This window comes from Terrirubrum flagellatum (genome assembly GCF_022059845.1).
GTDB classification, from domain to species: Bacteria; Pseudomonadota; Alphaproteobacteria; order Rhizobiales; family Beijerinckiaceae; genus Terrirubrum; species Terrirubrum flagellatum.
Genome location: NZ_CP091854.1, coordinates 147,607 through 170,165, shown reverse-complemented (window position 1 = coordinate 170,165; position 22,559 = coordinate 147,607). Strand labels below are relative to the sequence as shown.

Annotated in this window: 22 protein-coding genes; 9 read left to right on the top strand and 13 right to left on the bottom strand. The window is 63.8% G+C overall.

Annotated elements, in window-relative coordinates:
* Positions 1-12 precede the first annotated feature (12 nt).
* From L8F45_RS30560 to L8F45_RS30545, 4 genes are all read right to left on the bottom strand, one after another.
* Positions 13-390 (bottom strand): PTS glucitol/sorbitol transporter subunit IIA, encoded by a 378-nt coding sequence (locus L8F45_RS30560; RefSeq protein WP_342364261.1) that lies wholly within the window; start codon positions 388-390, stop codon positions 13-15.
* 25 nt (positions 391-415) lie between these two features.
* Complete coding sequence (srlE, locus tag L8F45_RS30555) at positions 416-1,408, bottom strand: PTS glucitol/sorbitol transporter subunit IIB (RefSeq protein WP_342364415.1); 993 nt, start codon at positions 1,406-1,408, stop codon at positions 416-418.
* 296 nt (positions 1,409-1,704) lie between these two features.
* Positions 1,705-2,460, bottom strand: coding sequence for a PTS glucitol/sorbitol transporter subunit IIC (gene srlA, locus L8F45_RS30550; protein ID WP_342364260.1), 756 nt, complete (start codon positions 2,458-2,460; stop codon positions 1,705-1,707).
* Between the two features lie 45 nt (positions 2,461-2,505).
* Positions 2,506-2,928 (bottom strand): transcriptional regulator GutM, encoded by a 423-nt coding sequence (locus L8F45_RS30545; protein WP_342364259.1) that lies wholly within the window; start codon positions 2,926-2,928, stop codon positions 2,506-2,508.
* A gap of 258 nt (positions 2,929-3,186) precedes the next feature.
* Between L8F45_RS30545 and L8F45_RS30540 the strand changes: the two genes are divergently transcribed.
* The 4 genes from L8F45_RS30540 to L8F45_RS30525 are packed head-to-tail and all read left to right on the top strand — an operon-like array spanning position 3,187 to position 7,854.
* Complete coding sequence (locus L8F45_RS30540) at positions 3,187-4,512, top strand: NAD(P)H-dependent oxidoreductase (RefSeq protein ID WP_342364258.1); 1,326 nt, start codon at positions 3,187-3,189, stop codon at positions 4,510-4,512.
* Between the two features lie 26 nt (positions 4,513-4,538).
* On the top strand, positions 4,539-5,561 hold the full coding sequence (locus L8F45_RS30535) for a thiamine pyrophosphate-dependent dehydrogenase E1 component subunit alpha (protein WP_342364257.1): 1,023 nt from the start codon (positions 4,539-4,541) through the stop codon (positions 5,559-5,561).
* Entirely contained in the window at positions 5,558-6,553 is a 996-nt protein-coding gene (locus L8F45_RS30530) for an alpha-ketoacid dehydrogenase subunit beta (RefSeq protein WP_342364256.1), read from the top strand. Before L8F45_RS30535 ends, L8F45_RS30530 begins: the two co-directional genes overlap by 4 nt.
* Positions 6,553-7,854 carry an acetoin dehydrogenase dihydrolipoyllysine-residue acetyltransferase subunit gene (locus L8F45_RS30525; RefSeq protein ID WP_342364255.1) on the top strand — a complete coding sequence of 434 codons (1,302 nt, stop codon included), beginning with the start codon at positions 6,553-6,555 and terminating at the stop codon, positions 7,852-7,854. Before L8F45_RS30530 ends, L8F45_RS30525 begins: the two co-directional genes overlap by 1 nt.
* On the opposite strand, the gene L8F45_RS30520 is transcribed toward L8F45_RS30525, so the two are convergent.
* The 9 genes from L8F45_RS30520 to L8F45_RS30480 form a co-directional block, all read right to left on the bottom strand.
* A complete protein-coding gene (locus L8F45_RS30520; protein ID WP_342364254.1) occupies positions 7,851-9,509 on the bottom strand; it encodes a hydantoinase B/oxoprolinase family protein in 1,659 nt (552 codons plus the stop codon). The genes L8F45_RS30525 and L8F45_RS30520 overlap by 4 nt on opposite strands.
* 2 nt (positions 9,510-9,511) lie before the next feature.
* Positions 9,512-11,596: a hydantoinase/oxoprolinase family protein gene (locus L8F45_RS30515; RefSeq protein ID WP_342364253.1), complete on the bottom strand. Its 2,085-nt coding sequence runs from the start codon at positions 11,594-11,596 to the stop codon at positions 9,512-9,514.
* A 135-nt stretch (positions 11,597-11,731) separates the two neighbouring features.
* Entirely contained in the window at positions 11,732-12,565 is an 834-nt protein-coding gene (locus L8F45_RS30510; RefSeq protein WP_342364414.1) for a shikimate dehydrogenase family protein, read from the bottom strand.
* A gap of 119 nt (positions 12,566-12,684) precedes the next feature.
* On the bottom strand, positions 12,685-13,134 hold the full coding sequence (gene rpiB / locus L8F45_RS30505) for a ribose 5-phosphate isomerase B (RefSeq protein WP_342364252.1): 450 nt from the start codon (positions 13,132-13,134) through the stop codon (positions 12,685-12,687).
* A gap of 64 nt (positions 13,135-13,198) precedes the next feature.
* On the bottom strand, positions 13,199-13,804 hold the full coding sequence (locus tag L8F45_RS30500; RefSeq protein ID WP_342364251.1) for a DUF4202 domain-containing protein: 606 nt from the start codon (positions 13,802-13,804) through the stop codon (positions 13,199-13,201).
* Between the two features lie 102 nt (positions 13,805-13,906).
* Complete coding sequence (locus tag L8F45_RS30495; RefSeq protein ID WP_342364250.1) at positions 13,907-14,722, bottom strand: MBL fold metallo-hydrolase; 816 nt, start codon at positions 14,720-14,722, stop codon at positions 13,907-13,909.
* A 200-nt stretch (positions 14,723-14,922) separates the two neighbouring features.
* A complete protein-coding gene (locus L8F45_RS30490) occupies positions 14,923-16,215 on the bottom strand; it encodes an ABC transporter substrate-binding protein (RefSeq protein ID WP_342364249.1) in 1,293 nt (430 codons plus the stop codon).
* 25 nt (positions 16,216-16,240) lie between these two features.
* Positions 16,241-17,464, bottom strand: coding sequence for an ABC transporter substrate-binding protein (locus L8F45_RS30485; RefSeq protein ID WP_342364248.1), 1,224 nt, complete (start codon positions 17,462-17,464; stop codon positions 16,241-16,243).
* A 139-nt stretch (positions 17,465-17,603) separates the two neighbouring features.
* Entirely contained in the window at positions 17,604-18,386 is a 783-nt protein-coding gene (locus L8F45_RS30480; RefSeq protein ID WP_342364247.1) for a FadR/GntR family transcriptional regulator, read from the bottom strand.
* A gap of 90 nt (positions 18,387-18,476) precedes the next feature.
* On the opposite strand from L8F45_RS30480, the gene L8F45_RS30475 reads away from it, so the two are divergent.
* Genes L8F45_RS30475 through L8F45_RS30455 form a run of 5 tightly spaced genes read left to right on the top strand, consistent with a single transcriptional unit; the run spans position 18,477 to position 22,558 of the window.
* Entirely contained in the window at positions 18,477-19,613 is a 1,137-nt protein-coding gene (locus L8F45_RS30475) for a mandelate racemase/muconate lactonizing enzyme family protein (protein ID WP_342364246.1), read from the top strand.
* On the top strand, positions 19,613-20,503 hold the full coding sequence (locus L8F45_RS30470) for a carbohydrate ABC transporter permease (RefSeq protein ID WP_342364245.1): 891 nt from the start codon (positions 19,613-19,615) through the stop codon (positions 20,501-20,503). The genes L8F45_RS30475 and L8F45_RS30470 overlap by 1 nt, the downstream gene beginning before the upstream one ends.
* Positions 20,493-21,332, top strand: coding sequence for a carbohydrate ABC transporter permease (locus L8F45_RS30465; RefSeq protein WP_342364244.1), 840 nt, complete (start codon positions 20,493-20,495; stop codon positions 21,330-21,332). The genes L8F45_RS30470 and L8F45_RS30465 overlap by 11 nt, the downstream gene beginning before the upstream one ends.
* Before the next feature lie 3 nt (positions 21,333-21,335).
* Positions 21,336-22,223 (top strand): DUF6772 family protein, encoded by an 888-nt coding sequence (locus tag L8F45_RS30460; RefSeq protein ID WP_342364243.1) that lies wholly within the window; start codon positions 21,336-21,338, stop codon positions 22,221-22,223.
* On the top strand, positions 22,223-22,558 hold the full coding sequence (locus L8F45_RS30455; protein ID WP_342364242.1) for a hypothetical protein: 336 nt from the start codon (positions 22,223-22,225) through the stop codon (positions 22,556-22,558). Before L8F45_RS30460 ends, L8F45_RS30455 begins: the two co-directional genes overlap by 1 nt.
* The last annotated feature ends 1 nt before the right edge of the window (position 22,559 follow it).

The window sequence follows — 22,559 nt, the reverse complement described above, 5'->3', positions numbered from 1 at the left end:
CCGCGAATTGGATCAAGCCACGATGATGATTTCGGCGCCCGGCCGCAGCGCCGCCGCCAGGATCGCGGCGTCGATTTCGGACGCCGACAACTCGCCCGGCCTGTGCGCGGTCGACGCGCCATTGAAATTGACCACGACATGACCGATGTCGGCGACCTTCTTCCAGGCGAGGTCGCCGATCGCCGTCAGACGCGCGGACACCGCGCCGATGCGAATCTCCGCGCCAACCAGAGGCGCGGAGTCGCTTGGGCCATCGACGACCAGATGCTGCACCGAGACTTCGGCGAGTTCCGGCGGCGCGCCATCCGCGAAGAGGATGAGCATGCCGCTTTCCAGAAGCTCTTCAACGTCAGGGCCAACGCTGGTGATCGTCGTGCGATAATGAACCATGGACTTTTGAGACGCTTCCCGATGCTCAGAGCGCGAAGCTCGCGATCCACGCGATCAGCACGGATACGGGCCCCATGATCTGGCGGCTAATGAGGACCGCCGGCACGCCGATCTCGATCGTTTTCGGCTTGGCTTCGCCAAGCGCAAGTCCGACCGGCACGAAATCGCAGCCGACCTGCGTGTTGTAGGCGAACAAAGCAGGCAAAGCCATGGCGGGCGCGATCGTGCCGCGCGCGATCTGCGGGCCGATGATGGCGACGCCGATCACCTGCGCGATCACCGCGCCGGGTCCGAGAATCGGCGACAGGAAAGGCAGGCCGCAGATGGCGGCGAGAACCAAAAGCCCGATGATGTTGTTCGCCAGCGGCGCCATCGGCGCGGCGAGCAGATCGCCAATTCCCGTATAGAGAATGAGGCCGATCAGCATGGTCACGAAGGCCATGAAGGGCAGCACGTTGCGCACCACCTGATCGATCGTGCGCCGGCCGGCGTTGAAGAAGACGTTGACCACGCGGCCCATGGCGCGGCCGATGCGCGCGATGAGACCGACAAAGCCGCCGCCATCATCCATCGCCGCGGGAGCCGCAGTCGTAGACGACGCCATGGATGAAGAAGCTGCGCCCGCCATCGTCGGCGTCTCCGTTCCGTCCGCGAAAGAGATGCTGTCCGGCTTCACGCCGGAGACATAGATGTCCTCGGTGATGTATTGCGCCAGCGGTCCCGATTGCCCGACAGGCGTCAGATTGACGGTCGGAATGCGCTTGCGCGGATAGACGCCGCAGCGCGCCGTGCCGCCACAATCGACGATGACGCAAGCGATCTCGCCCTCGACAGGCGGCGCCTTGAAACCGTCGACGACGATGCCTCCGGTCAGCTCAGCAATACGCTGCGCCACAGGCGGAATGCCGCCGCCTGTCACCGCGACGATCTTGTCGCGCTGCTCGGTCGGCTGGATGACGAGGGGTCCGCCCCATCCGCCGGGACCGCGTTCGATGCGAACGGCTTTGAATTCGCGCATGGCCATGATGCTCCTCCCCCGTTCTTAGAGCCTGTTTGGGAATTCGGATGGGGCTGCGCTGCAGCCGCTTTTCGTCGCTCCGGCAGGAGCCGGCCGAAGGAGCGTATCGGGAATACGGTCGAGGCCGGCGACGAACCGGGCGACGAAAAGCGGCACAGCCCGAAGGGTTGAGCGGCGAACGGCGGCTGATGCGTCGGAAGGCTCGCCAATGTCGCCAGACATTGGCTGCGCCTCCCTCCTGTCATCCGCTCGTTCGTCGCTCAACGCAGTCCCCGTCCCAATTCCCAAACAGGCTCTTAGAGCTTCACGCCTTGGCGGCTGGCCATGATGGCCGTGATGCGTTCGGTAACGATGCCTTTCAGCAGGATCACGATCAGGCCGACGATGAAGTAATAGATCGCGACCTTGATGTGATAGCCTGATGGAACGACATTGTTCTTCTCAAGCTCGAGCAATGCGACGAGCACGCCGCCCCAGACGAAATATTCGCCGGGATTGGCGTGCGGGAAGAGTCCGAGAATGGGATGCACGAAAGACACCGCCGAATCATAGAAGGCGGGCTTGTGTTTCTCCTCAAGGAAGGTGCCGAAGGTGTAGGCCATCGGGTTGGTGAGGAAGAACACGGCGATCAGCGGCAGCACGGTGTAGCGCGTCAGCGCGATGCGGCCCGCCGCCTGCGCGAAACCATGCACGCGCTGTTCGCCGACAAGCTCTGTCAACGCGTAGAAAGCGGTCATCAACACGACGAGCGTCGGAATGATGCCGGTCACGAAGCCCGAAAAGACCTCGCCGCCCTTCTGGAACACGCCGATGAAATGCTTGCCGATGGTGGTGAGCCAACCGAGCTGCTCCTCCTGCGCGAGGCCTTTCACGCGCGCGGCATAATCGGCGCCGCCTGCAGGCGCGTTGCTCTGCGCGAGAACGATCAGTCCGTCATGCCCCTGTTGTCCCGCCATTGTCGCATGCACTGCGGCGTCAACATGCGCGCCTGCGAATGATGCGTGCTGCATCATCAGATCGGCGCCCTGCGCCATCATGCTCATGATCGACATGTCGCCTCCGTCCCCTCGCCCGTCTGTTGGCTTGAATGGAATCAATCAGGCGGTCGCCAGTCGCGCGCCGCTCTCTGTTTTCGACTCATTCGCCACGCGATCGATCTGCGCGATCGCCGCCGCCAGCGCCTGCGCGCGGCCTTTTTCATTCTCGCCGAATGCGCTGTCGCGCAGGCTGTCGAGTCTGCGGCCTTCGAATTCCGGCAGCGGCTTGAATTTCGCGAAGACGCTGCGGCCTTCCATCACGAGGAGGCGGCGCACGATGTCATCGGGGCCGACGACGAGCACGAGAATAACGCCCTTGCCGAACAGGCTGCGCGCATTGCCGGCGCCGACCCGGCCATCCGACCAGGTCGCGGAGATCGATCCCATGATGTCGCGGTAATGGCGCATCTGCAGCCAGACGCCGACCATCTGCACGCCCCAGACGATGGCGAGGGCGATGAGCGCGGTCTGCCAGAACGCCATGCGGTCTCTCCCGGCGCGGCCAGCGGCGCGCAGCGAATTCCACCCGGGCGCCGATCTGCCGTCGGCTTCCCATTCGTCGCAAATCTAGAACATTTGTTTTCCAGAGTGTCAATATGCGTCATTTCTGGTGGATGTGCGGGGCGCGCCGCTCGCGGAAATGCTACCCTGCTTCGGCACATTACGATTGACAAGAAAACAAATGTTCACTTACTTCGGAGAGCCTGACCGCTCCCGGAGCGGCTCAGCGGCGGAGAGATCATGCCTCACATCGAACAGTTGGGTTTCGCGGCGGAGCTCGCAGCGCGGGTCGACAAGCATGGGCCGATCACGATCGGGCTCGCTGGCGCCGGCCAGATGGGCACCGACATCGTCGTCGAGGTCTCGCTCATGCCGGGCGTGCGCATCGGCGCGATTTCCGAAATCCAGCCGCAGGTCGCGATCGACGCGGCCGTGATGGCGGGTCATGCGCGCGAAGACATCGTGTCCGCAGCGAAGGCCGCCGACATCGATCGCGCCATCGAGGCCGGCAAGGTCGCGGTGACGGAGGATTTCCACGCGCTCTGCGCCGCCGGCCGCATCGATGTGGTGATCGATGCGACGGGCAATCCCAATGTCGGCGCGCTCGTCGCGCTGGAGACGATGAAGCATGGCAAGCATATCGTCATGCTCAACGTCGAGGCCGACATCACGATCGGCCGATTCCTGAAAGAGGAGGCGAAGAAGTCTGGCGTCATCTACACCGGCGCCGCGGGCGATGAACCCGCCTGCACGGTCGAGATGATCGGCTTCTGCCAGAGCCTCGGCTTCGACATCGTCGCCGCCGGCAAAGGCAAGAACAATCCGCTGAAATTCGACGCGACGCCGGATGAGTACGAAGCCGAAGCGAAGGCGCGCAACATGAATGCGCGCATGCTGGTCGAATTCGTCGACGGCTCGAAGACGATGGTCGAGATGGTCGCGGTCGCGAACGCGACGGGTCTCGTTCCCGATGTGCCCGGCATGCACGGACCGAAGGCGACGCGCGAAGAGCTCGCGCAGGTGCTGTGCGAGAAATCCGACGGCGGAATCCTGAGCAAATCAGGCTGCGTCGACTATTCCATCGGCAAGGGCGTTGCGCCCGGCGTGTTCTGCATCGTCAAGCCGCGCCATCCGCGCGTGCTCGAACGTATGACCGATCTCAAGGTCGGTCCCGGCCCCTGCTACAGCCTGCTCAGGCCCTATCATCTCACAAGTCTGGAAACGCCTCTCTCCGCTGCGCGCGCGGTCGTGCTTGGCAAGGCCGACATGCAGCCGCTCGATCGTCCCGTCGCCGAATGCGTCGCGGTGGCGAAGCGCGATCTCCAGCCGGGACAGACGCTCGGCAAGATCGGCGAATATGATTATCGCGGCTTCGCCATGACATGGTCCGAGGCGCGCGACGCCGGCGCATTGCCGCTCGGCCTTGCGGAAAAGGCGAAGGTCACGAAGCCGATCAAGGCTGGCGAGAAGCTCTCTTACGACAATTGCACGCCGGACGACGGCCTCGTGATCACGCAGATCCGCCGTCGTCTCGATCAAAGCGATTCCCGATTCATGGCGGCCTGACCGCCGCATTTTTAAGGACGGCGCATATGTCGACGCAGCCGGCCGCCCGCGACGGCGCCAACAGTCCCGACATCTATCGCAGGCTGGCGCCTGACGCGTTGCGCGACGCGCTGCGCAAGATGCATCTCATCCGCCGCTTCGAGGAAAGCGCCGAGCAGGCCTATATGCGCGGCCTCATCCACGGCACCATGCATCTCTCGATCGGACAGGAGGCGAGCGCGGTCGGCGCCTGCATGCCGCTCGGCGATACCGACTACATCACGTCGACCCATCGCGGCCACGGTCATTGCATCGCCAAGGGCGCCGACGTGAAGCGCATGTTCGCGGAGTTCTTCGGCAAGGAGGACGGCTATTGTCGCGGTCGCGGCGGCTCGATGCATATCGCCGATCCCTCGAAAGGCAATCTCGGCGCGAACGGAATCGTCGGCGGCGGCATTCCCATCGCAGTCGGCGCCGCGCTCGCCATCAAGAAGCGCGGCGGCGGCGCAGTCGCCATGTCCTTCTTCGGCGACGGCGCCAACAATGAGGGCGCGTTCCACGAGGCGCTCAACATCGCCTCGGTCTGGAAGCTGCCGGTGATCTTCGTCTGCGAGAACAATGGCTACGGCATGTCGACCTCGACCGCGCGCTCGACTGCGACGGCGAATGTCGCCGACCGCGCCAGCGCCTATGCGATGCCGGGCGTGATCGTCGACGGCAACAGCTTCGCCGACATGGCGCAGGCTTCGTTCGATGCGGTGGAGCGCGCGCGCAAGGGCGGCGGGCCCACGCTGATCGAGAGCAAGACCTATCGCATCCGCGGCCATTCGCGCAGCGACCGCAACCGCTATCGCACCAAGGACGAGATCGAAGCCTGGCAGGCGCGCGATCCCATCGATCGTTTCGAGCGCGAGCTGCATGATCTCGGAATCATCGCTGCTGACGAAATCGAGGCGATCCGCGCCAGCGTTGAGGAGGAGATCGAAGCCGCCATCGAATTCGCGAAGAGCAGCCCCTCGCCTTCGCCCGCGGAAGTCGAGCGCGACGTCTACACCGCGAGCGCGGCATGAGCGAACCGCGCGAACTGAGTTACGCCCAGGCGATCCAGGAGGCGATGGCGATCGCCATGGAGGCGGATGAACGCGTCTTTCTCATGGGCGAGGATATCGGCGTCTATGGCGGCGCTTTTCAGGTGACAGGCGATCTCGTGCATCGCTTCGGCGAAGAGCGCGTGATGGACACGCCGATCTCGGAGCTGGGCGCGGCCGGCGTCGCGGTCGGCGCCGCTGTCGCCGGCATGCGGCCGATCTTCGAATTCCAGTTCTCCGATTTCGCCACGCTTGCCATGGAGCAGATCGTCAATCAGGCGGCGAAGATGCGCTACATGCTCGGCGGCTCCGTGTCGGTGCCGCTGGTGATGCGCTTTCCCGCAGGCTCCGGCACCGGCGCCGCCGCACAGCACAGCCAGAGTCTGGAAGCGTGGTTGGCGCATGTGCCCGGCTTGAAAGTCGTGCAGCCCTCGACGCCGGAAGATGCGAAGGGGCTGCTGCTCGCGGCGGTCGCCGATCCCGATCCCGTGATGATCTTCGAGCACAAGCTGCTCTACAAGATGAAGGGCCCGGTGCCGGAAGGCCATTACGCCACGCCGATCGGCAAGGCGATCACACGGCGCGCCGGCAAGGACGTCACCATCGTCGCAAATTCGATCATGACGCATCGCGCGCTCGAAGCGGCTGACAAAGCCGCCACAGAAGGATTCGACGCGGAGGTGATTGATCTGCGATCGCTTCGCCCAATCGACATGCCTGCGATTATCGCGAGCGTGAAGCGCACGTCGCGCCTTATCTGCGTCTATGAGGGCGTGAAGACGCTTGGCGTCGGCGCGGAAATTTCCGCGGCTATCGCCGAGAGCGAAGCCTTCGATTATCTCGATGCGCCGATCATCCGCCTCGGCGGCGCGGAAGCGCCCCTGCCCTATAATCCCGATCTTGAAAAAGCCGCTGTGCCGCAGGTCGAAAATATCCTCGATGCGATCCGGCGCGTGTGCGGAGGCCGCGCCTGATGCCGGTCGAGGTGATCCTGCCGCGCGTCGACATGGATATGGCGACGGGCCGCATCTCGCGCTGGTATGTGGAGAACGGAGCCCGCGTCGCCAAGGATCAGCCGATCTTCGAGCTTGAGACCGACAAGGCGGCCATGGAGGTCGAGGCGCCCGCCGCCGGGATCATCCGCGACATCGCGGGCGTCGGAGGCGGCGAGCTCCCCGTCGGCAGCACGGTCGCGTGGATTTATGGAGAGGGCGAGGCCCACGCGCCGCAGGCTGGCTCGACAGCGCCCGAGGCGACTACACGACCTCGCGCAAGCGAAGTTTCCACTGCGGCTTCAGCGCCAATACTTTCTCCGCACGAGGAAAAACTTGATGCTGAGAATGGCGTGCGCGCGACGCCGCTGGCGCGTCGGCTGGCGCGCGAGAACGGTCTTGATCTTGAAAACATATCCGGCTCAGGCCCACGCGGCCGCGTCCAGCGCGAGGATATTCTTGCCGCCTCCGTTGTAGCGAAGGTGCGCGCAGCAACAGCATCCGATTCGCTGCGCTCGACAAGCGCTTCGCTCCATCGCGTCTGGCTGCGCCGCGGAGAGGGAATGCCTCTCGTTCTCATTCACGGATTCGGATCTGACCTGAACAGTTGGCGCGCGCTCGTCGCGCTGCTGCCGCGCGGCAAAAGCATCCTTGGGCTTGATCTTCCCGGCCATGGCGAATCACCGCTTGGCTCAGTCGCAACGCTCGATGACTTCGCCGCCGCCGTTGAAGCATGCCTCGCCGAAGAAAATATCTCTCACGCCATTCTGGTCGGACATTCGCTTGGCGGCGCGGTTGCCGCAACCATCGCGGCGCATGGCCATGTCGAGGCGCGCGGGCTGATGCTGATCGCACCGGGAGGGCTTGGCCCCGAAGTCAATCGCGCCTTCATCGAAGGTTTCGCGCGCGCGCGCAGCAGCGCAAGCGTCGCCGCCTGGATGCGGGAACTTGTTGTCGATGAGGCGGCGATCCAGAGCTTCATCGCGCCGACCGCCGCGCAGCGCGCGGGTGGCCGCCTCGGCGATATGCAGGAAAAACTTGCCGCATCGTTATTTCCCGACGGCGTTCAGGGCTTTTCGATCCGCGACGCGCTCGCGTCTCTGTCGATTCCGATGAAGATCGTCTTCGGCGCCGAGGACCGCATCATCCCGGCGCGTCACGCCGCCAATGTGCCCGGCTCCGTCGCGCAGCACATCTTCCCGCGCGTTGGTCACATGCCGCAGATCGAGGCGAAGGACGCCGTCGCTGCGCTGCTTGCCGAGCTGATGCGCGCCGCGGCCTAAACAGGGCGACCGTAGAGCGCCGCCGCCTTCTGCTCAGAGACAAGGCCGCTCGCGATGTCCTCATCAATCTGATCGTGAGCGCGCTCGCGCGGGTCGCCGATGCCGGCGCCGCCCGGCGTCATCGCCACCAGCCTCTCGCCCGGCGGAACGGTCTGGAAACCCTTGCCGCGCAGCTTCTTTCCCGATTTCAGACCAATATATCCCGCCTCGCCGTTGGCGCCGCCATCGCGGCCGCGCGCGGGATGATCGATGCGGTCGAACGCCGCGAGAATTTCGAACGGCGCGTCGACGCCGCTTGCGATCTCGATGATCTGGCCGAGCCCGCCGCGCGTGCGGCCGGCGCCGCCTGAATCCGGCCTCAGCTCCTTGCGCCAGAAGATCAGCGGCGTCTGCGTCTCCGCAATCTCGACCGGCGTGCCGCGCACGCCGCTGGGATAGGCGGTGGCTGAGAGCCCGTCTTTCGCAAAGCGCGCGCCGGTGCCGCCATTGCTGGTGACGGTCATCGAGAATCCATAATTGCCGCCGGCGCCGCTGCGCGTCTGGCCGCGCACATTGAGATTCCACAGACACGACGCGCCTTCCGCCGGCACGCGCTCGGGAATGATCTGGCGCAGACAGCCGAACACCACGTCCGGCAGCATCTGCCCGATGACATGCCGTGTCGCGACCGGCGCGGGTTTTGGCGCATTGAGAATGCAGCCTTCCGGCGCCGTCGCTGTCAGCGGCGCGAGAGATCCCGCATTGTTCGGAATCTGCGATGCGATCACGCAGCCGAGGCCGAAAACCGTGTAGGCCGTCGTATAGGACAATGGAACATTGATGCCGAATTTCGATGCGCCCGACGTGCCGCTATAATCGACATGAATTCCAGACTCGGAAATTTCCAGAGTCGCCGACAATGTCACGGGCGCATCATAACCATCGACCGTCATGCTGTTGCGCCACACGCCTTTCGGCAGCTTAGCGATCTCAGCCAGCGCCGCTTCGCGCGAGCGATCGCAGATATGGTCGGCAAGAATATCGAGCGTATCGATCTCGAACTCGCGCATCATCTCGACGAGGCGCTGGCAACCGACATCGTTGCAGCCGGCGAGCGAATAGGTGTCGCCTTCAGTGTCGATCGGCAGACGCGTATTGCTGCGGATCATCGCCATCAGCGTCTCATTGACGACGCCCTGGTCGATGAGCTTCAGCATCGGGATGTAAAGCCCTTCCATGAAGACATCGGTGCCGTCAGGCCCGAAGCCGATGCCGCCGATATCCATGAGATGGCTGGTGCAGGAGAACAACGCGACCGGCTTGCCATCCTTGAAACAGGGCGTGGTCACGACGAAATCATTGAGATGACCGGTGCCCATCCAGGGATCGTTGGTGATGTAGGCGTCGCCTTCCTTCATCGTCCCGATCGGAAAATGGGCGATGAAATGCTTCACCGACTCCGCCATGGAATTGACATGGCCTGGCGTGCCCGTGACCGCCTGCGCCAGCATGCGCCCCTTGAGATCGAACACGCCTGCGGAGAGATCGCCGCATTCGCGCACGATCGGGCTGAACGCCGTGCGCAGAAGAACCTGCGCCTGCTCCTCCACCACGGCGATCAGCCGGTTCCACATGATCTGTAGATCGATGAGGTTCGCGCCGTTCACGTCGCTCATGGTCAGGCCGCCTTCCGTTCCATGACGATGCTGCCGGCGCCGTCGATATGGGCGTCGAAGCTCGTCGAGACGAATGTCGAGGTTTCATCCTCCGCGATGACGGCGGGGCCGGAGATGGTCGCGCCCGGCGCCATCTGCTCACGGCGGTACAGGGGAATCTCCACGGTTTTCCCGGCGCGGCCATCGAAGAAAGTGCGGCTGGCGTCAGCTTTTCCCGCAGGCTTGCGCGCAACGTCCGCGACGCGCGCGGGATTGCGCGGCTCTGTGGTCGCGAGCACAGACCAGCTCAGCGCCTCGATCGCGGCGCCCGGAATCGGCCGCTCGAACAAATTCGCGTAATCCTTCTCGAATGAGGCCCGCAGCGTCGCAAGATCATCTCGCGTCAACCCACGGTTTGGCAATTCGACCGTGATCTCGTGCCCCTGTCCGACATAGCGCATAAAGGCGACCCGGCGCTCGCGCACGGGCGCGCCGCTGGCGCCGGGCTCGACCAGAGCGCGCGCCTCTTTCACCATCTCATCAAGCAAATCAGAAATCGCGCCGACATCGAAGTCATCGAGCCTGACGTGACGGCTACGCACCAGTTCGTAGGCGATCGGCGCGGCGAGAAACCCCACCGCCGAACCGACGCCGGCATTCGCAGGCACGATCACGCGGGACACGCCGATTTTTTCCGCCACACGCGCCGCATGCAAAGGCGCAGCGCCGCCAAACGCAATCAACGTATGCTGGCCCACCACGGCGCCGCGCTCGACCGCATGCACGCGCGCCGCGCTCGCCATATTCTCGCACACCATTTCGTGCACGGCGTAGGCCGAGGTTTCCGCCGACAGTCCCAGCGGCGCGCCAATATCGCGCAGCAGCGCCTGCTTCGACAGCTCGGGCTGCAGCGCGATCGTGCCGCCCGCAAAAGCGTCGGGATCGATCATGCCAAGCGCGACGTCAGCGTCGGTGACTGCAGGCCTTGTTCCGCCACGGCCATAGCAGGCGGGTCCCGGCTCCGACGACGCGCTTTCCGGCCCGACCGTGACGCGCTTCAGCGCATCGACGCGTGCGATCGAGCCGCCGCCGGCGCCGATCTCGACCATCTCGATTACGGGAATGCGCACCGGCAGGCCGGAACCTTTCAGGAAACGCGCGGCGCGATCAACCTCGAACACGCGCGAGGTCTCCGGCTGAAATTTCTCGATCAGACAGATCTTCGCCGTCGTGCCGCCCATATCGAAGGACAGCACCTTGCTTTCACCGAGACGCGCGGCGATCCCGGCAGCGAAGATCGCGCCGCCCGCAGGTCCTGACTCGACGAGACGCACGGGAAAGCGACGCGCCGTCGCGATCGAGGTCACGCCGCCCCCTGATGTGACGAGATAGATTGCGCCGCGAAATTGCTCGACCTGCAACGCATCAGCCATGCGCGCGAGATAGCCGTCGATGAGCGGCTGCACATAGGCGTTGGCGACCGCAGTCGAAGTCCGCTCATATTCGCGCACCTCGGGGCAGACGTCCGACGACAGGGTCACCCTGACATCCGGTAGCTCCTCCTTCAGGATCGCAGCGGCGCGTTTCTCATGATCGGGATTAGCGTAGGAGTGAAGAAAGGCGATGGCGACGCTTTCGATCCCTCGCGCACGAAGCTCAGGCGCGAGCGCGCGCACCGCGGCCTCATCGAGCGCAAGCCGCACCGCGCCATGAGCATCGACGCGTTCTGGAACCGTGAAGCGCAGCTCGCGCGGCGTCAGCGGCTTCGGCTTTTCGATTGCAAGATCATACTGGTCGTAACGGCTTTCGTTGGCGATATCGAGCACATCACGGAAGCCCTCGGTCGCGATCAACGCCGTCTTCGCGCCGCGGCGCTCAATGATGGCGTTGGTCGCAAGCGTCGTGCCATGCACGAACACGTCGATGTCGGACATATGCGCCCGCGCATCGGCGAGAATAAGGCGCATGCCGTCGAGAACCGCCTGCTCCGGCCGCGCGGGCGTGGTCAGCACCTTGCGCGTTCGGCGATCGGAGCCGACATCCAGTACGATATCCGTGAAGGTGCCGCCGATATCGACGGCGAGCCGCATTTCGGCTCCCTGAAACATGTCGATCTCCACGCTGAATTCGGGGGCGAACAGTGCGTCCGCACAGGCAGTTCTCATGCCAGGGACACGCCAAACTGCCTTTTGGTCGCGCGGGCTGTCAACGCGACATCGCATGCGATGGAGATTGCGTAAGCGTCAGTAGCTGATCTTCGCCACCGCTCGCAACTCGGCGGCGGTCGTTGACGGGAAGCCGAAGAATTCGAGATAGGCGGGAATCTGCTCGAACAGCATGTCGGTCCCGATCTGCGTGTCACAGCCTTTGGCGCGCGCAGCGGCGAGAAACGGCGTGATCTCCTGCTTCATCACCACCTCGCCAACGAATGTTTCCAGCGCAATGCGCGCCACATCCATCGGCAGGGGATCGCTTTCCTTCATGCCGAGCGGCGTCGCGTTGACGACGATATCGAACCCTGCGGGATCGCGGCCGCCGGCCTCCAGCGCGAGCGCGGGGTAATGCGCGCGCAAGCGTCCCGCGAGCGCCTCTGCGGATTTCGGATCGACATCGAAAAGCCCGAGCCGCGCTACGCCGGCGCCAGCCAGCGAAGCCGCGATGGCCGAGCCGACGCCGCCGCTGCCGACGACGAGCGCGCTCGCGCCTTCAACGCGGCGGCCCTTGCGCTTGACGCCGCGCACGAAACCTTCGCCATCGAAGAGATCACCGAGAAGCGAGCCGTCCTCGCGCAGCAGAATGGCGTTGCAGGCGCCGGCGATCTTCACCGCCGTCGTCACCTCGTCCATCAGCGCGACCGTCGTCACCTTGTGCGGCATCGTCACCAGCGCGCCGCGAATGTTGCTCAAGCCGAACACCGCTTTCAGGAACGCGGGATAGGCGTCCGCCTTGACGCCCATGGGCACGACGACGGCGTTGATCCCAGCCTTCTCGAAATAGGGATTGTAGATCATCGGCGCCTTGAAGGTCGCCGTGGGATAGCCGAGATGCGCGATGAGGGTCGTGTGCCCGTCAATCATCATTCAAATCCTGTTCGATCATCGAACAGGATCGTTGAGCGCCGCTTCCCCCCGGTTCGATTCAGCAGCGCATTCTAGGATGTCGGCGCGAAGCTTCAAGGCCGCGCCATCGAAAGGCGTCAGTCCTCCAGCGCTCCGATCATCTCCACCCGCGTCGCATGTCGGCCGCCCTCGAACTCGGCGTTGAGGAACGCATCCACGATATCGAGCGCCAGCCCTTCGCCCACCACGCGCGCGCCGATCGACAGCATGTTGGCGTCGTTATGCTGACGGATCATGCGGGCCGAGAATGTGTCGGCGCAGACGCCGCAGCGAACGCCCTTCACCTTGTTCGCCGCCATCATGATGCCCTGGCCGGTGCCGCACAGGATGACGCCGAACCGGCAGTCGCCCGACGCGACGAGCCGCGCCGCCGCTTCGCCATGCTTGGGATAATGCGTGCTTTCCGGCGTCGTCGGCCCGATGTCGACGACGATCCAGCCCTTCGCCGCGATATGAGCCGCGATGGCCTGCCGGAGCTGAATGGCGGCGTGGTCGCTGGAGAGGACGATGCGGTTGTTGGTTGTCATGGAGAAGTCGTCCCGTTTCCCGACGCGATTTGGCGGCCCGGCCAAGTCCGATAACCCGAAATGATCATTGCCCGGCTTCGCGCGACAGACCTTGCTCAAGCAGGCGCGGGACCGCCGGCGGCAGCGCAAGCTTCAACGCATGCTCATGCCCCAGCGGCGACATTTTCCGCCATGTCTTCGCGAGGATGTCAGGGAGCTTGGCCTCATCGGTCTTGGCCAGGAAGTCCTCGATGTAATGTTCAAGGAACACGGCGCAGACCACATCCTCCAGCATTTGGGCTTCAGGATCGATCTTGAGCCGCTCCTTGCGGACCAGAGAGCCGACGCGAGCGATGTCATTTTCCTCATAGCCGGCGGCCGCCATGATTTCAGTCACGCGATTGGCGTGAAACTCTTTCAGATCCCTGCGCCATTTCAGATAGCCCACGCGCCCGTCGGGATAGCTCTTGCGCGGCGAGGTCCAGCGCTCGATATGCTGGCCTCTCGCGGCGATGCGAAGATGCTCGGACGCGTCCGGAGCGAGGCGCGTCAGCGTCGCGCTCATTCGCCTGGCATAGACGAGCTCCGCGGGCTCAGCCTTGCCATCGATCGCGACATGGTTGGGATCGCGCGCATTCGCGGCGTCGATTTCCGCCATCACCGCCGCGAGGCGATCGTCCCGTTGCATCATCGATATTGTCCTTAAGGAAGCGGACAGCACGCGCGACGACCCATGCGGCCAGCCTGCCAGTTCAATGTCTGAGATAACCCGCTTGAGCCTCCATCGCCAAGGTCAGTCGGGATATTCGTCCCGGATCGCGGCGAGGTAGCGTGCGATCGATCGCGCCAGCGCCTGCTTGCCGCCACTCGTCACATTCCTGTTCCAAAAAGCGCCATGGATGCGCTCGAACGCGAACGGCGCCATCGCCTCCTCGATCTTGCGGATCGCCTTCGGCCCGAGCGGCACATAGTTGGGAAAGCTCCACATGAAGCTGACCCAGGCGCGGTCGATCATCACCTGGATCACATCGCCGGAATAGACCGCGCCCGCGCCGCCGGCGCCTGACTTCACATGCATGACCTGCGCGCCGTCATAGTGGCCGCCGCAGCGGATGAGCGTCGCGTCGGGATTAAGGGCCAGTGTTTCGCCGCTCCAGAATGTGATCGAGGAAGAGGGGCGGCGCACCCAACTGCGCTCGGCCTCATGAATATAAATCGGCGCGCCGAGCGCCTCGCTCCATTCGTTCATCGTCGTGTAGTAGTGCGGATGCGAGATCGCGATGGCGGAGACGCCGCCGAGCGCCTTGATCCGGGCGACCAGATCATTCGTCACCAGCGACACGCAATCCCACAGGATGTTGCCGTGACTGCTCTGATGCAGCAGCGCGCGCTGGCCAATGCCGAAATGCGGCTCGACGCCAATGCCGATGACGCCGTCGTCCATCTCCCAGCGAACCTTGTGCGTCCGCTGAAGTTCCTCGAGCGTGGTCCAGGCCTGTCCTGCCCAGCGGACATATTGCCGCTGATCCACGCAGACGGGGCATGATTGCGGCGGCGACGCGCTGTCAGGATATTGCGTGCCGCACTGGACGCAGATGAAGCAGGGCATCGAATCTCTCAAAGATGTCGCGCGCCTTCGAGGCGCGCTTCGCCCTGAGAATAGCCCAGCCTGCGAGCTGCGTCGCGCGAGAGTTCCTAGAGCATGGCGCGAAAAAGTGGAAACCGGTTTTTCGCAAAAGCCATGCTCTAAGTTTTTGGAATCGATCACGTTCCCGCACTTTGATTGTTCCAATCAAAGTGCGGCGTGATCTAAGCGCCGACCAGCGGCTGCACGCGCTTCACCGCGTCCGCCATCGCCTGATCGGCGGGCTTCATGCCGAGCATCGCCGCCTGGCTTTCCTCAACGAAGATGTCATGCGCGCGCGCCTGCTCGTCGAACGCCGGGAGATGGATGCGCGCCGCGCCGACCGCCGCCGCTTCGATATCGGCGTAGGGAATCATCTGCCGGAATTTCGCGTCCTGATAGGTCGAGATGCGCGTTGGACCGTTGCCGTTGAGCGCCATCGCGGTCGTTCCCGCCTTCGACGACAGCGCGGCGACGAGGTCCCACGCTTTGCGCTTGTTGCGCGAATTCGCGGGGATCGTCAGCGCCCAGAATTCGACAGTCGGCGCATAGGCCGTTTTGCCCTGCAACTCCTTCGCCATCGGCGGCACGAACGCCCTAAGCTTGCCCGGATATTTCGACTGCTGCGGATTGTTGTAGGAGACGAGGCGCGCGGTCGGATTGATCGTCATCGCAGCGCGGCCCTGCTGCATCATCGTCGTGACTTCCTCGTTGGAGAGCGTCGCGACATTGCGCGGAATGGCTCCGGCCTTGAACAGATCGGCGAAAGTCTTCAGCGTGTTCACCATCGGCGCTTCCGCCGCCACGATCTTGCGATCGATCGTCATGTAGTCGCCGCCAAGCGCGCGGGAAAAGGTGAGAAAGTTCGAGGCGAAGACGGGCGTGAAGGCCAAGCCATAGACCTGCGTTCCGTCGTCGCGCTTGAATGTCAGCTTGCGCGCGGCGTCGATCACCTCCTCGAAGCTCGTCGGCAGCTTGACGCCCTTCTCTTCAAAGATGGCCTCGTTATAGAGGATCACATTGGTCGCGTGCCGCACCGGGATTCCGTGTAGCGCGCCATCGAGCTTGAGCGGCGCCATCAGGCCCGGTGCGAAATCCTCAATCGATTCGATGGGCGCTTCCTTCTGGAACGCATCGAGCGGTTCGAGCAACCTCAGATTCTTCGGCACCGCGCGCCCATTCAGGAGATAGGCGACGTCGAACGAAGTCGAGCTCAATGACAATTCGCGCAGCAGCCGCTCGGCGATGGCGTTGTTGTCGCCCAGCGTCGTCCAGTTGATCGCGGCGTTGGCCTGCTTGCGGAACGCTTCGGTCGCGTCTCCACCCGGCCCTGCTGTGGCGCACGCCTGATGCACGCGATGGCCGAAGACGGTCAGCTCCAGCGCCTGCGCGAAAGCGCGGCCGCCCGCTATCAGCGAAGCGAGCGATGCGCCGCCAAGCGCCAGCGCGCCGCGACGGGAATGAAGAAGGGTGCTCATTCGGTTTCCTCTCTTGTTTCTTGATTTATGCCGGCAGCAGCGGTTTCACGCGCTGCACGACGGCCGCCATCGCCGCCTCCGGCGTCTTCATACCGAGCACGGCGGCCTCGGCTTCTTCCTTGAAGATGTCGCCGGCGCGCGCCGCCTCGTCGAAAGCCGGCAACGGCACGCGCGCCACCTTCAGCACATCGCGCTCGGCGTCGGCGTAAGGCACCGTCTTGCGGAAGGATTCATCGTCATAGGTCGAGGAGCGCACCGGGCCGTTGCCGTTGAGCGCCATACGCAGCGTGGCTTCTCTGGAGATCATCGATTTGATGAAGCTCCAGGCGAGATCCTTGCGTTTGGAGTTCTTCGGAATCGCCATGCCCCAGAACTCGACCTTCGCCGGCGCCACCGGATATTTGCTTTTCAGCGCGGCGGTGATCGGCACGGCGCCGGTGATGATCTTTCCCGGGAATTTGCTCTTGTCGGGATCGTTATAAATCCGGTTGCGGCCCATGCTGTTGAGGCACATGGCGGCGCGCCCCTGCTGCATCCAGACATTCACTTCTTCCGTGCCGATCGTCGCGAAATTGCGCGGGAACGCGCCCTTCTCGAACAATTCGCGCAACAGCTTGATGGCGTTCAGCATGCCCGGCTGATCCGCCGTCACCTTGTAATCCATGGTGATGAAATCGCCGTCCCAGGCGCGCGCGAGATCGACCACGTTGGGATAGGTCACGCCCGGCATCAGGAGCCCGACGCAGGGCGTGCCGTCGCCGCGCCTGTAGGTCGCGCCCTTCGCGATCTCGATCATTTCCTCCATCGTCGTCGGCGGATTTTTAAATCCGCGCTCGGCGAGAATCTCAGTGTTCCAGTGCAGGCCCGACGATGCATGGCGGAACGGGATCGCCAGCGCCGCGCCGCCGACCGACATGCCCCTCATCAGGCCGGGAAACACATCATCGGGCGCTTCGATCGGATCTTTTTTCAGAAAGGCGTCGAGCGGCTCGAACAGGGCAGCCGTCTTCGGCACGGCCTGCGTGTTGAGAATGAAGCCGACATCGATCAATGTTTCCGTCAGCGCCGCTTCGCGAAACAGCCGCTCCTGTAACGGGCCGGTGTCGAACGTCGTCCATTCCACATTGACGTTCATTGCTTTGGTCCAAGCTGACGTGGCGTCGCCGCCCTGTCCCGCAGTGACCGTTTTATGAACGCGATGCGCGAACACCTGCAAAGGCGCGGTCTGCGCGACAGCGCGCCGGGACATGGCGCTGGCGCCTAAAATCGCAGCCGAACTTGCAAGCCAGGTCCGCCTGGAAATTCGCATCATTTCATCCTCCCCGATCGGCCCGTCTTTGAGCAGGCTTTCGGCAATTCCGTCGTTCTTGAATTCAGTCCGTCTCGATTCAGTCTGACTTGGCGCTCCCGAAGATTTCGGCGATCGCCTGATCGGCGGCGGCGAAATGCGCGCGCGAGGCGCGTTCGGCCGCGTCGGCGTCGCCGGCTTCGATCGCGTCAGCGAGCAGCGCATGGCGCGCGAACGTCGCGCTCCAGTCGGCGCCGGTGCGCGCCGAGCGCGCATTGAACGCCTCCATCATCTCGCGCACGATCGGTTCGAGCCCCTGCATCTGCAGCGAGAGCAATCCGTTATGCGCCATCGTCGCGAGATGGCGGTGAAAGGCGAGATCGACTTCGATCCAACCGGGAATATCGCCTAGCGCGTCGTTCATGCGCCGCATGATCGCGCGCAGCTCGGCGAGTTCAGGCTCCGTGCGGCGCTGCGCGGCGAAACGCGCAATCGGCGGCTCAAGAAGACGACGCAATTCCACGGCTTCATGCAGGCCGCGCTCGGTGCGCGCCATGGCGAAACGATAGAAGCGCGACAGCGGCTCTGAATCGATCGCGCGCACGCGGCTGATCTTGCCCTGCTGCACCTGCACGACGCCCATCGCCGCCAGTTCGCGCAAGGCTTCGCGCGCGATCGGCTTCGACACGCCGAAGGTCGAGGCGATCTGCGCCTCGGACGGCAGCGCGTCGCCGGGCTTCAAATGACCTTCGAGAATGGCTGATGTCAGCCGGTCGATAACCGCGTCGCCAAGGCGGGTCGGCGCAATCTCACCAGCCGCGCCGGCCCAGGCGGGCCGCGCCCCGGGGCGGACGGAGAGAATGTCGATCTCGTCTTGCTGCATGCGCCACTCTAGCGCACACCTCTCGTCCTTGCAACTGTCTAACTTATCAACTAGGTTGTCCGGGAATGTTCAGGGAAGCGACGCCTCTCAATGCCCCATAAACGGCCGCCTAGGACTGTTGTCTCTGTCCGCACCCACCCCCTTCGGGCGACGCTTCCCCGTGCTCAGCGGACCTCCCAGGGCGACTGGGCGGCCATTGAAATCGCCATCGTCGAGATCGAGACGAGCGACGGGCTGATCGGCGTCGGCGAATGCCTCGCCCGGCGCGGCGCGGCCTCCTATGCCGCCTTCATCGAAACCGTGTTCGCGCCGCTCCTTGTCGGAGAGGATCCGGCTGACCGCCGCCGTCTCTGGAGCCGCATGCGCGGCGTGCTCACCGGCCGCACCGGCGGCATGCTCATCGAGGCGATCGCGGGCGTCGACATCGCGTTGTGGGACATCGCGGGACAGGCGGCGCAGACCTCGATCAGCAAGCTGCTCGGCGGCGTCGGCCGCACGGAGATCGACGCCTACGCCTCCTCCATCAACTGGTCCGATGACGCGACGGTGGAGGAGGAAATCGCCGCCGCCATCGCGACCGGCTTCCGGCGCATCAAGATCAAGACCGGGCGTCCGCTCGACGCCGCGATCGCGCGCGCGAAACTCGCGCGCCGGCTCGCCGGCGATTCGATTGGCTTCTCCGTCGACGCCAACTGGGCGTACGACATCGATGACGCAATTATCGTCGGCCGCGCGCTCGCCGATCTCGGCTATGAATGGTTCGAGGAGCCGATCAGGCCGGAGGATCGCAAGGGCTATCGCATCCTGCGCGAGAAACTGCCGATCCGACTTGCGGCGGGAGAGAGCGATTTCACCGCGATCGACGCCATCGAGATGCTGGAGGATCGTTCGCTCGGCCTGATCCAGCCCGATGTGGCGCGCTCCGGCGGAATCACCGAGACATGGCGCATCGCCGAACTCGCGCAGAGCTTCAATGTCGCCTACGCCCCGCATGTGGGATGGTCGGGCGCCGTCTGTGTCGCCGCGAGCCTGCAACTCGCGGGCGCTGCGGAGAACTGCCGCGTGTTCGAATGCATGGTCTATGACAATCCTCTGCGGCAATCGCTTTTGAAGACTCCGGTCGGCGATCCCGCGGACATGCGCGAGGGTCGCTTGCCGATCCCCGACGGGCCCGGCCTCGGCGTCACGCTTGATCGCGATGCGCTTAGAGAATTCCGGATCAAGTGATGTCCGCCATCTCAGGAGCTGTTTCCGACAACCGTCGCGCGCTGCCTTTTGTCGCGCCGGCGCTCATCCTCATCGGCGCGGTGATCCTGCTGCCGGCGTTCTATGTGCTCTATCTCTCGTTCAACGAGTCGACCTTCGGCCGCGCGCCCACATTCGTCGGCTTCGCGAACTACGCCAGGATTCTCGCTGATCCCTATTTCTGGCGCGCGCTCCTCAACACCGCTGTTGTCGTGCTCATCGTCGTGCATGTGGAGCTGGCGCTGGCGCTCGGCATGGCGCTTCTGTTTGCGAGCGGCCTTCCCTTTCGCAAATGGTTGATCGCCGCAGTGCTCGCCCCCTATGCGGTGAGCGAGGTCGGCGCCGTCGTCATGTGGCGCACCATCTTCGACCCTGATGCCGGCGTCATGACGCGATTGCTTGAATCGCTCGGGTTGCCGACGCTTGAATGGTCGGTGTGGCCGAGCCATGGGCTCGCGCTCGTCGCCATTCTCTCGATCTGGCTGCACCTGCCCTTCACCTTCATCATTCTCTATGCGGCGCGGCTTGGGCTCCCGGCGGAAATCTACGAAGCCGCGCGCATCGACGGCGCCGGCCCGCTGCAGATTTTCAGGCGCGTGACCTTTCCATTGCTCATTCCCGCGATGCTGGTCGCGATGCTGTTCCGCTATATCTTCGCCTTCCGCCTGTTCTCGGAAGTATGGCTGCTGACGCAGGGCGGACCGGCGCGCACGACTGAAGTGGTCGCCGTCTATCTCTATCTCGAAGCCTTCCGCTACAATAATTTCGGCGTCGCCACGGCGACCGGCTGGCTGATGGTGCTGGCGTCGCTGCTGCTCGCCTCCTTCTATCTCCGTCGCATCTACAAGGAGATGTTCGCCCGTGGCGAATAGCTCCGCGCCCCGCCTCGCGACCGCGCTCGGCAAGATATTCGCCGTCACGGTGATTCTCATCTGGTCGATTGGGCCGATCGCGCTGATCTTTGTCGCCTCGCTCACCCACGAGCGCGACATATTCGCCGCGGCGCGCACGGCCTGGCGGCCGACATTCGAAAACTTCATCATGCTCTGGCGGAAATGGGGCGACTTCTTCGCCGGCCTGACCAACAGCCTCATCATCGCCGCCGGCGCGACCTTGCTTGCGGTGGCGGTCTCGACGCTTGCCGGCTTCGGCTATTCGCGCTGGCGCAGCCGCTTCCTCTCCGGCTCCGCCTTCGCGCTCATCGCGCTGCGTCTCCTGCCGCCGATCGTGACGACGCTGCCATTGTTTCCCGTCGTCAACGCGCTGCGCCTCAACGACACGCACGCCGTCCTGATCATTCTTTACGCCGCCTTCTTCGTCTCGCTCGGCACGATGGTGATGCGCACCTTCATCGATCAGATTCCGCGCGAGCTCGACGAGGCCGCCGCCATGGACGGCGCGACGCAATTTCAGATTCTGCGAAAGGTCATCCTGCCGCTCTGCGGACAGGGCATGGTCGCCGTCGCCATCTTCGTCATTGTCTTCGCCTGGAACGAGTTCCTGTTCGCCTTCATCTTCACAACGAAATGGGCGAAGACCGCGCCGCTGGTGATGTCCGAAATGATCGGCTCGCTCGACGGGGTCGAATGGGGCGTGCTGTTCGCCGCCACCATCACGCAACTCCTTCCCGTTCTCCTCTTCGTCATTCTCTCGCAGCGACATCTCATCGAAGGTCTCACCGCCGGCGCCACGAAAGGCTGATCCATGCAGACAGAACGCACCCATCTCATTGAATCGCTCAGGATGGCCGACCCCGCGCTCTCGCGCTTCGATCCCTTGCCGCGCATCATCACGTTCGACGATTTCGATCGCGGCTTCTGCGGCTGGACGCAGCTCGTCGGCAATTACGAGCACACGCTCGACTCCATGCTGCCCGGATACGCCCAGCACAGCCAGGCGATGCTCTCGACGCTCTCGACGTGGGATTTCGGCAGCCATGGCTCTTTCGACGGCTCCTATGCCCTGAAAGTCGCGACGAAGCCGAAACGCGGCGCGCAGAATGTGGCGATCAAGCGCCTCACCTTCCGCAAGCGCGGGCCGATCCGCGTCGAGTTCTATTTCACCTTCAAGCCTGAAGCGAACGAGTTGCGTCTGCTCGAAACCGATGTGCGCTCGATCGGCTTTCTCTATGATCTCCAGACCGGCGATCAGGACGCAGACGCGTGGCGTGTGATGCCGCACTTGCGCTTTCTCAATGCGCTCGATGGCGATCATGTGCAGAAATGGCAGTACAAGCGCCGCACCACCGAGTTCAAGCCGCTTGGCACGGAGAACAAGACCGTCAGCCACTATCATCTCGCGCCGCAGGACTGGGAGGACATTCCGGGCGCGACGCAGAAGCTCTGCTACAATGAGATTCCGACCAAGATAAACTGGCACTATGCCAGACTCGACTTCGATCTCGAGGCGATGCAGCTCCAGTGCTTCCAGTGCAACGACCGCGTCTACGATCTCACGGGAATCGACTCGATCCGCATTCCAGGCATGCGCAATCTCTGGTGCATGCTCAATCTCTGCTTCTTCGCGGAGACCGACGTCGACAAGCGCGCCTTCCTCTACATCGATTCCGTCTGCCTCTCCGGAGATTTCTGATGATCAACGAAAGCCAGACCGCGGTCATCTCGCGCAATGACGCATGGACGGGATCGTCCGCAACCGAGCCCTATGAAGCCGGATGGGCGAAGGAAGCGGTGATCTTCGTGCGGGCTTTGAAAGATGCGAAGGGGTCGCCCGGCGAAGCGCGCGTCGAAATCTCGCCGGACGGCATGCGCTGGATCGCCGAAGGTTCGACCATGCGACTGCCCGTGAAGACCGACGAGATCGCGGTTGCGCGCGTCAAGCATTTCGGCAACTGGCTGCGCGTCGCGGCCGACTTGCCAGAAGGGGCTGCGCTCACCATTCTCGTGACCCTGCATCTCAAGGCCTGAT

What these genes read in the sequence shown, in the direction of transcription:
- L8F45_RS30560 (WP_342364261.1), bottom strand. Translation starts at nt 390, where the DNA reads ATGGTTCATTATCGCACGACGATCACCAGCGTTGGCCCTGACGTTGAA.
- srlE (WP_342364415.1), bottom strand. Translation starts at nt 1,408, where the DNA reads ATGCGCGAATTCAAAGCCGTTCGCATCGAACGCGGTCCCGGCGGATGG.
- srlA (WP_342364260.1), bottom strand. Translation starts at nt 2,460, where the DNA reads ATGTCGATCATGAGCATGATGGCGCAGGGCGCCGATCTGATGATGCAG.
- L8F45_RS30545 (WP_342364259.1), bottom strand. Translation starts at nt 2,928, where the DNA reads ATGGCGTTCTGGCAGACCGCGCTCATCGCCCTCGCCATCGTCTGGGGC.
- L8F45_RS30540 (WP_342364258.1), top strand. Translation starts at nt 3,187, where the DNA reads ATGCCTCACATCGAACAGTTGGGTTTCGCGGCGGAGCTCGCAGCGCGG.
- L8F45_RS30535 (WP_342364257.1), top strand. Translation starts at nt 4,539, where the DNA reads ATGTCGACGCAGCCGGCCGCCCGCGACGGCGCCAACAGTCCCGACATC.
- L8F45_RS30530 (WP_342364256.1), top strand. Translation starts at nt 5,558, where the DNA reads ATGAGCGAACCGCGCGAACTGAGTTACGCCCAGGCGATCCAGGAGGCG.
- L8F45_RS30525 (WP_342364255.1), top strand. Translation starts at nt 6,553, where the DNA reads ATGCCGGTCGAGGTGATCCTGCCGCGCGTCGACATGGATATGGCGACG.
- L8F45_RS30520 (WP_342364254.1), bottom strand. Translation starts at nt 9,509, where the DNA reads ATGAGCGACGTGAACGGCGCGAACCTCATCGATCTACAGATCATGTGG.
- L8F45_RS30515 (WP_342364253.1), bottom strand. Translation starts at nt 11,596, where the DNA reads ATGTTTCAGGGAGCCGAAATGCGGCTCGCCGTCGATATCGGCGGCACC.
- L8F45_RS30510 (WP_342364414.1), bottom strand. Translation starts at nt 12,565, where the DNA reads ATGATTGACGGGCACACGACCCTCATCGCGCATCTCGGCTATCCCACG.
- rpiB (WP_342364252.1), bottom strand. Translation starts at nt 13,134, where the DNA reads ATGACAACCAACAACCGCATCGTCCTCTCCAGCGACCACGCCGCCATT.
- L8F45_RS30500 (WP_342364251.1), bottom strand. Translation starts at nt 13,804, where the DNA reads ATGATGCAACGGGACGATCGCCTCGCGGCGGTGATGGCGGAAATCGAC.
- L8F45_RS30495 (WP_342364250.1), bottom strand. Translation starts at nt 14,722, where the DNA reads ATGCCCTGCTTCATCTGCGTCCAGTGCGGCACGCAATATCCTGACAGC.
- L8F45_RS30490 (WP_342364249.1), bottom strand. Translation starts at nt 16,215, where the DNA reads ATGAGCACCCTTCTTCATTCCCGTCGCGGCGCGCTGGCGCTTGGCGGC.
- L8F45_RS30485 (WP_342364248.1), bottom strand. Translation starts at nt 17,464, where the DNA reads ATGTCCCGGCGCGCTGTCGCGCAGACCGCGCCTTTGCAGGTGTTCGCG.
- L8F45_RS30480 (WP_342364247.1), bottom strand. Translation starts at nt 18,386, where the DNA reads ATGCAGCAAGACGAGATCGACATTCTCTCCGTCCGCCCCGGGGCGCGG.
- L8F45_RS30475 (WP_342364246.1), top strand. Translation starts at nt 18,477, where the DNA reads ATGCCCCATAAACGGCCGCCTAGGACTGTTGTCTCTGTCCGCACCCAC.
- L8F45_RS30470 (WP_342364245.1), top strand. Translation starts at nt 19,613, where the DNA reads ATGTCCGCCATCTCAGGAGCTGTTTCCGACAACCGTCGCGCGCTGCCT.
- L8F45_RS30460 (WP_342364243.1), top strand. Translation starts at nt 21,336, where the DNA reads ATGCAGACAGAACGCACCCATCTCATTGAATCGCTCAGGATGGCCGAC.
- L8F45_RS30455 (WP_342364242.1), top strand. Translation starts at nt 22,223, where the DNA reads ATGATCAACGAAAGCCAGACCGCGGTCATCTCGCGCAATGACGCATGG.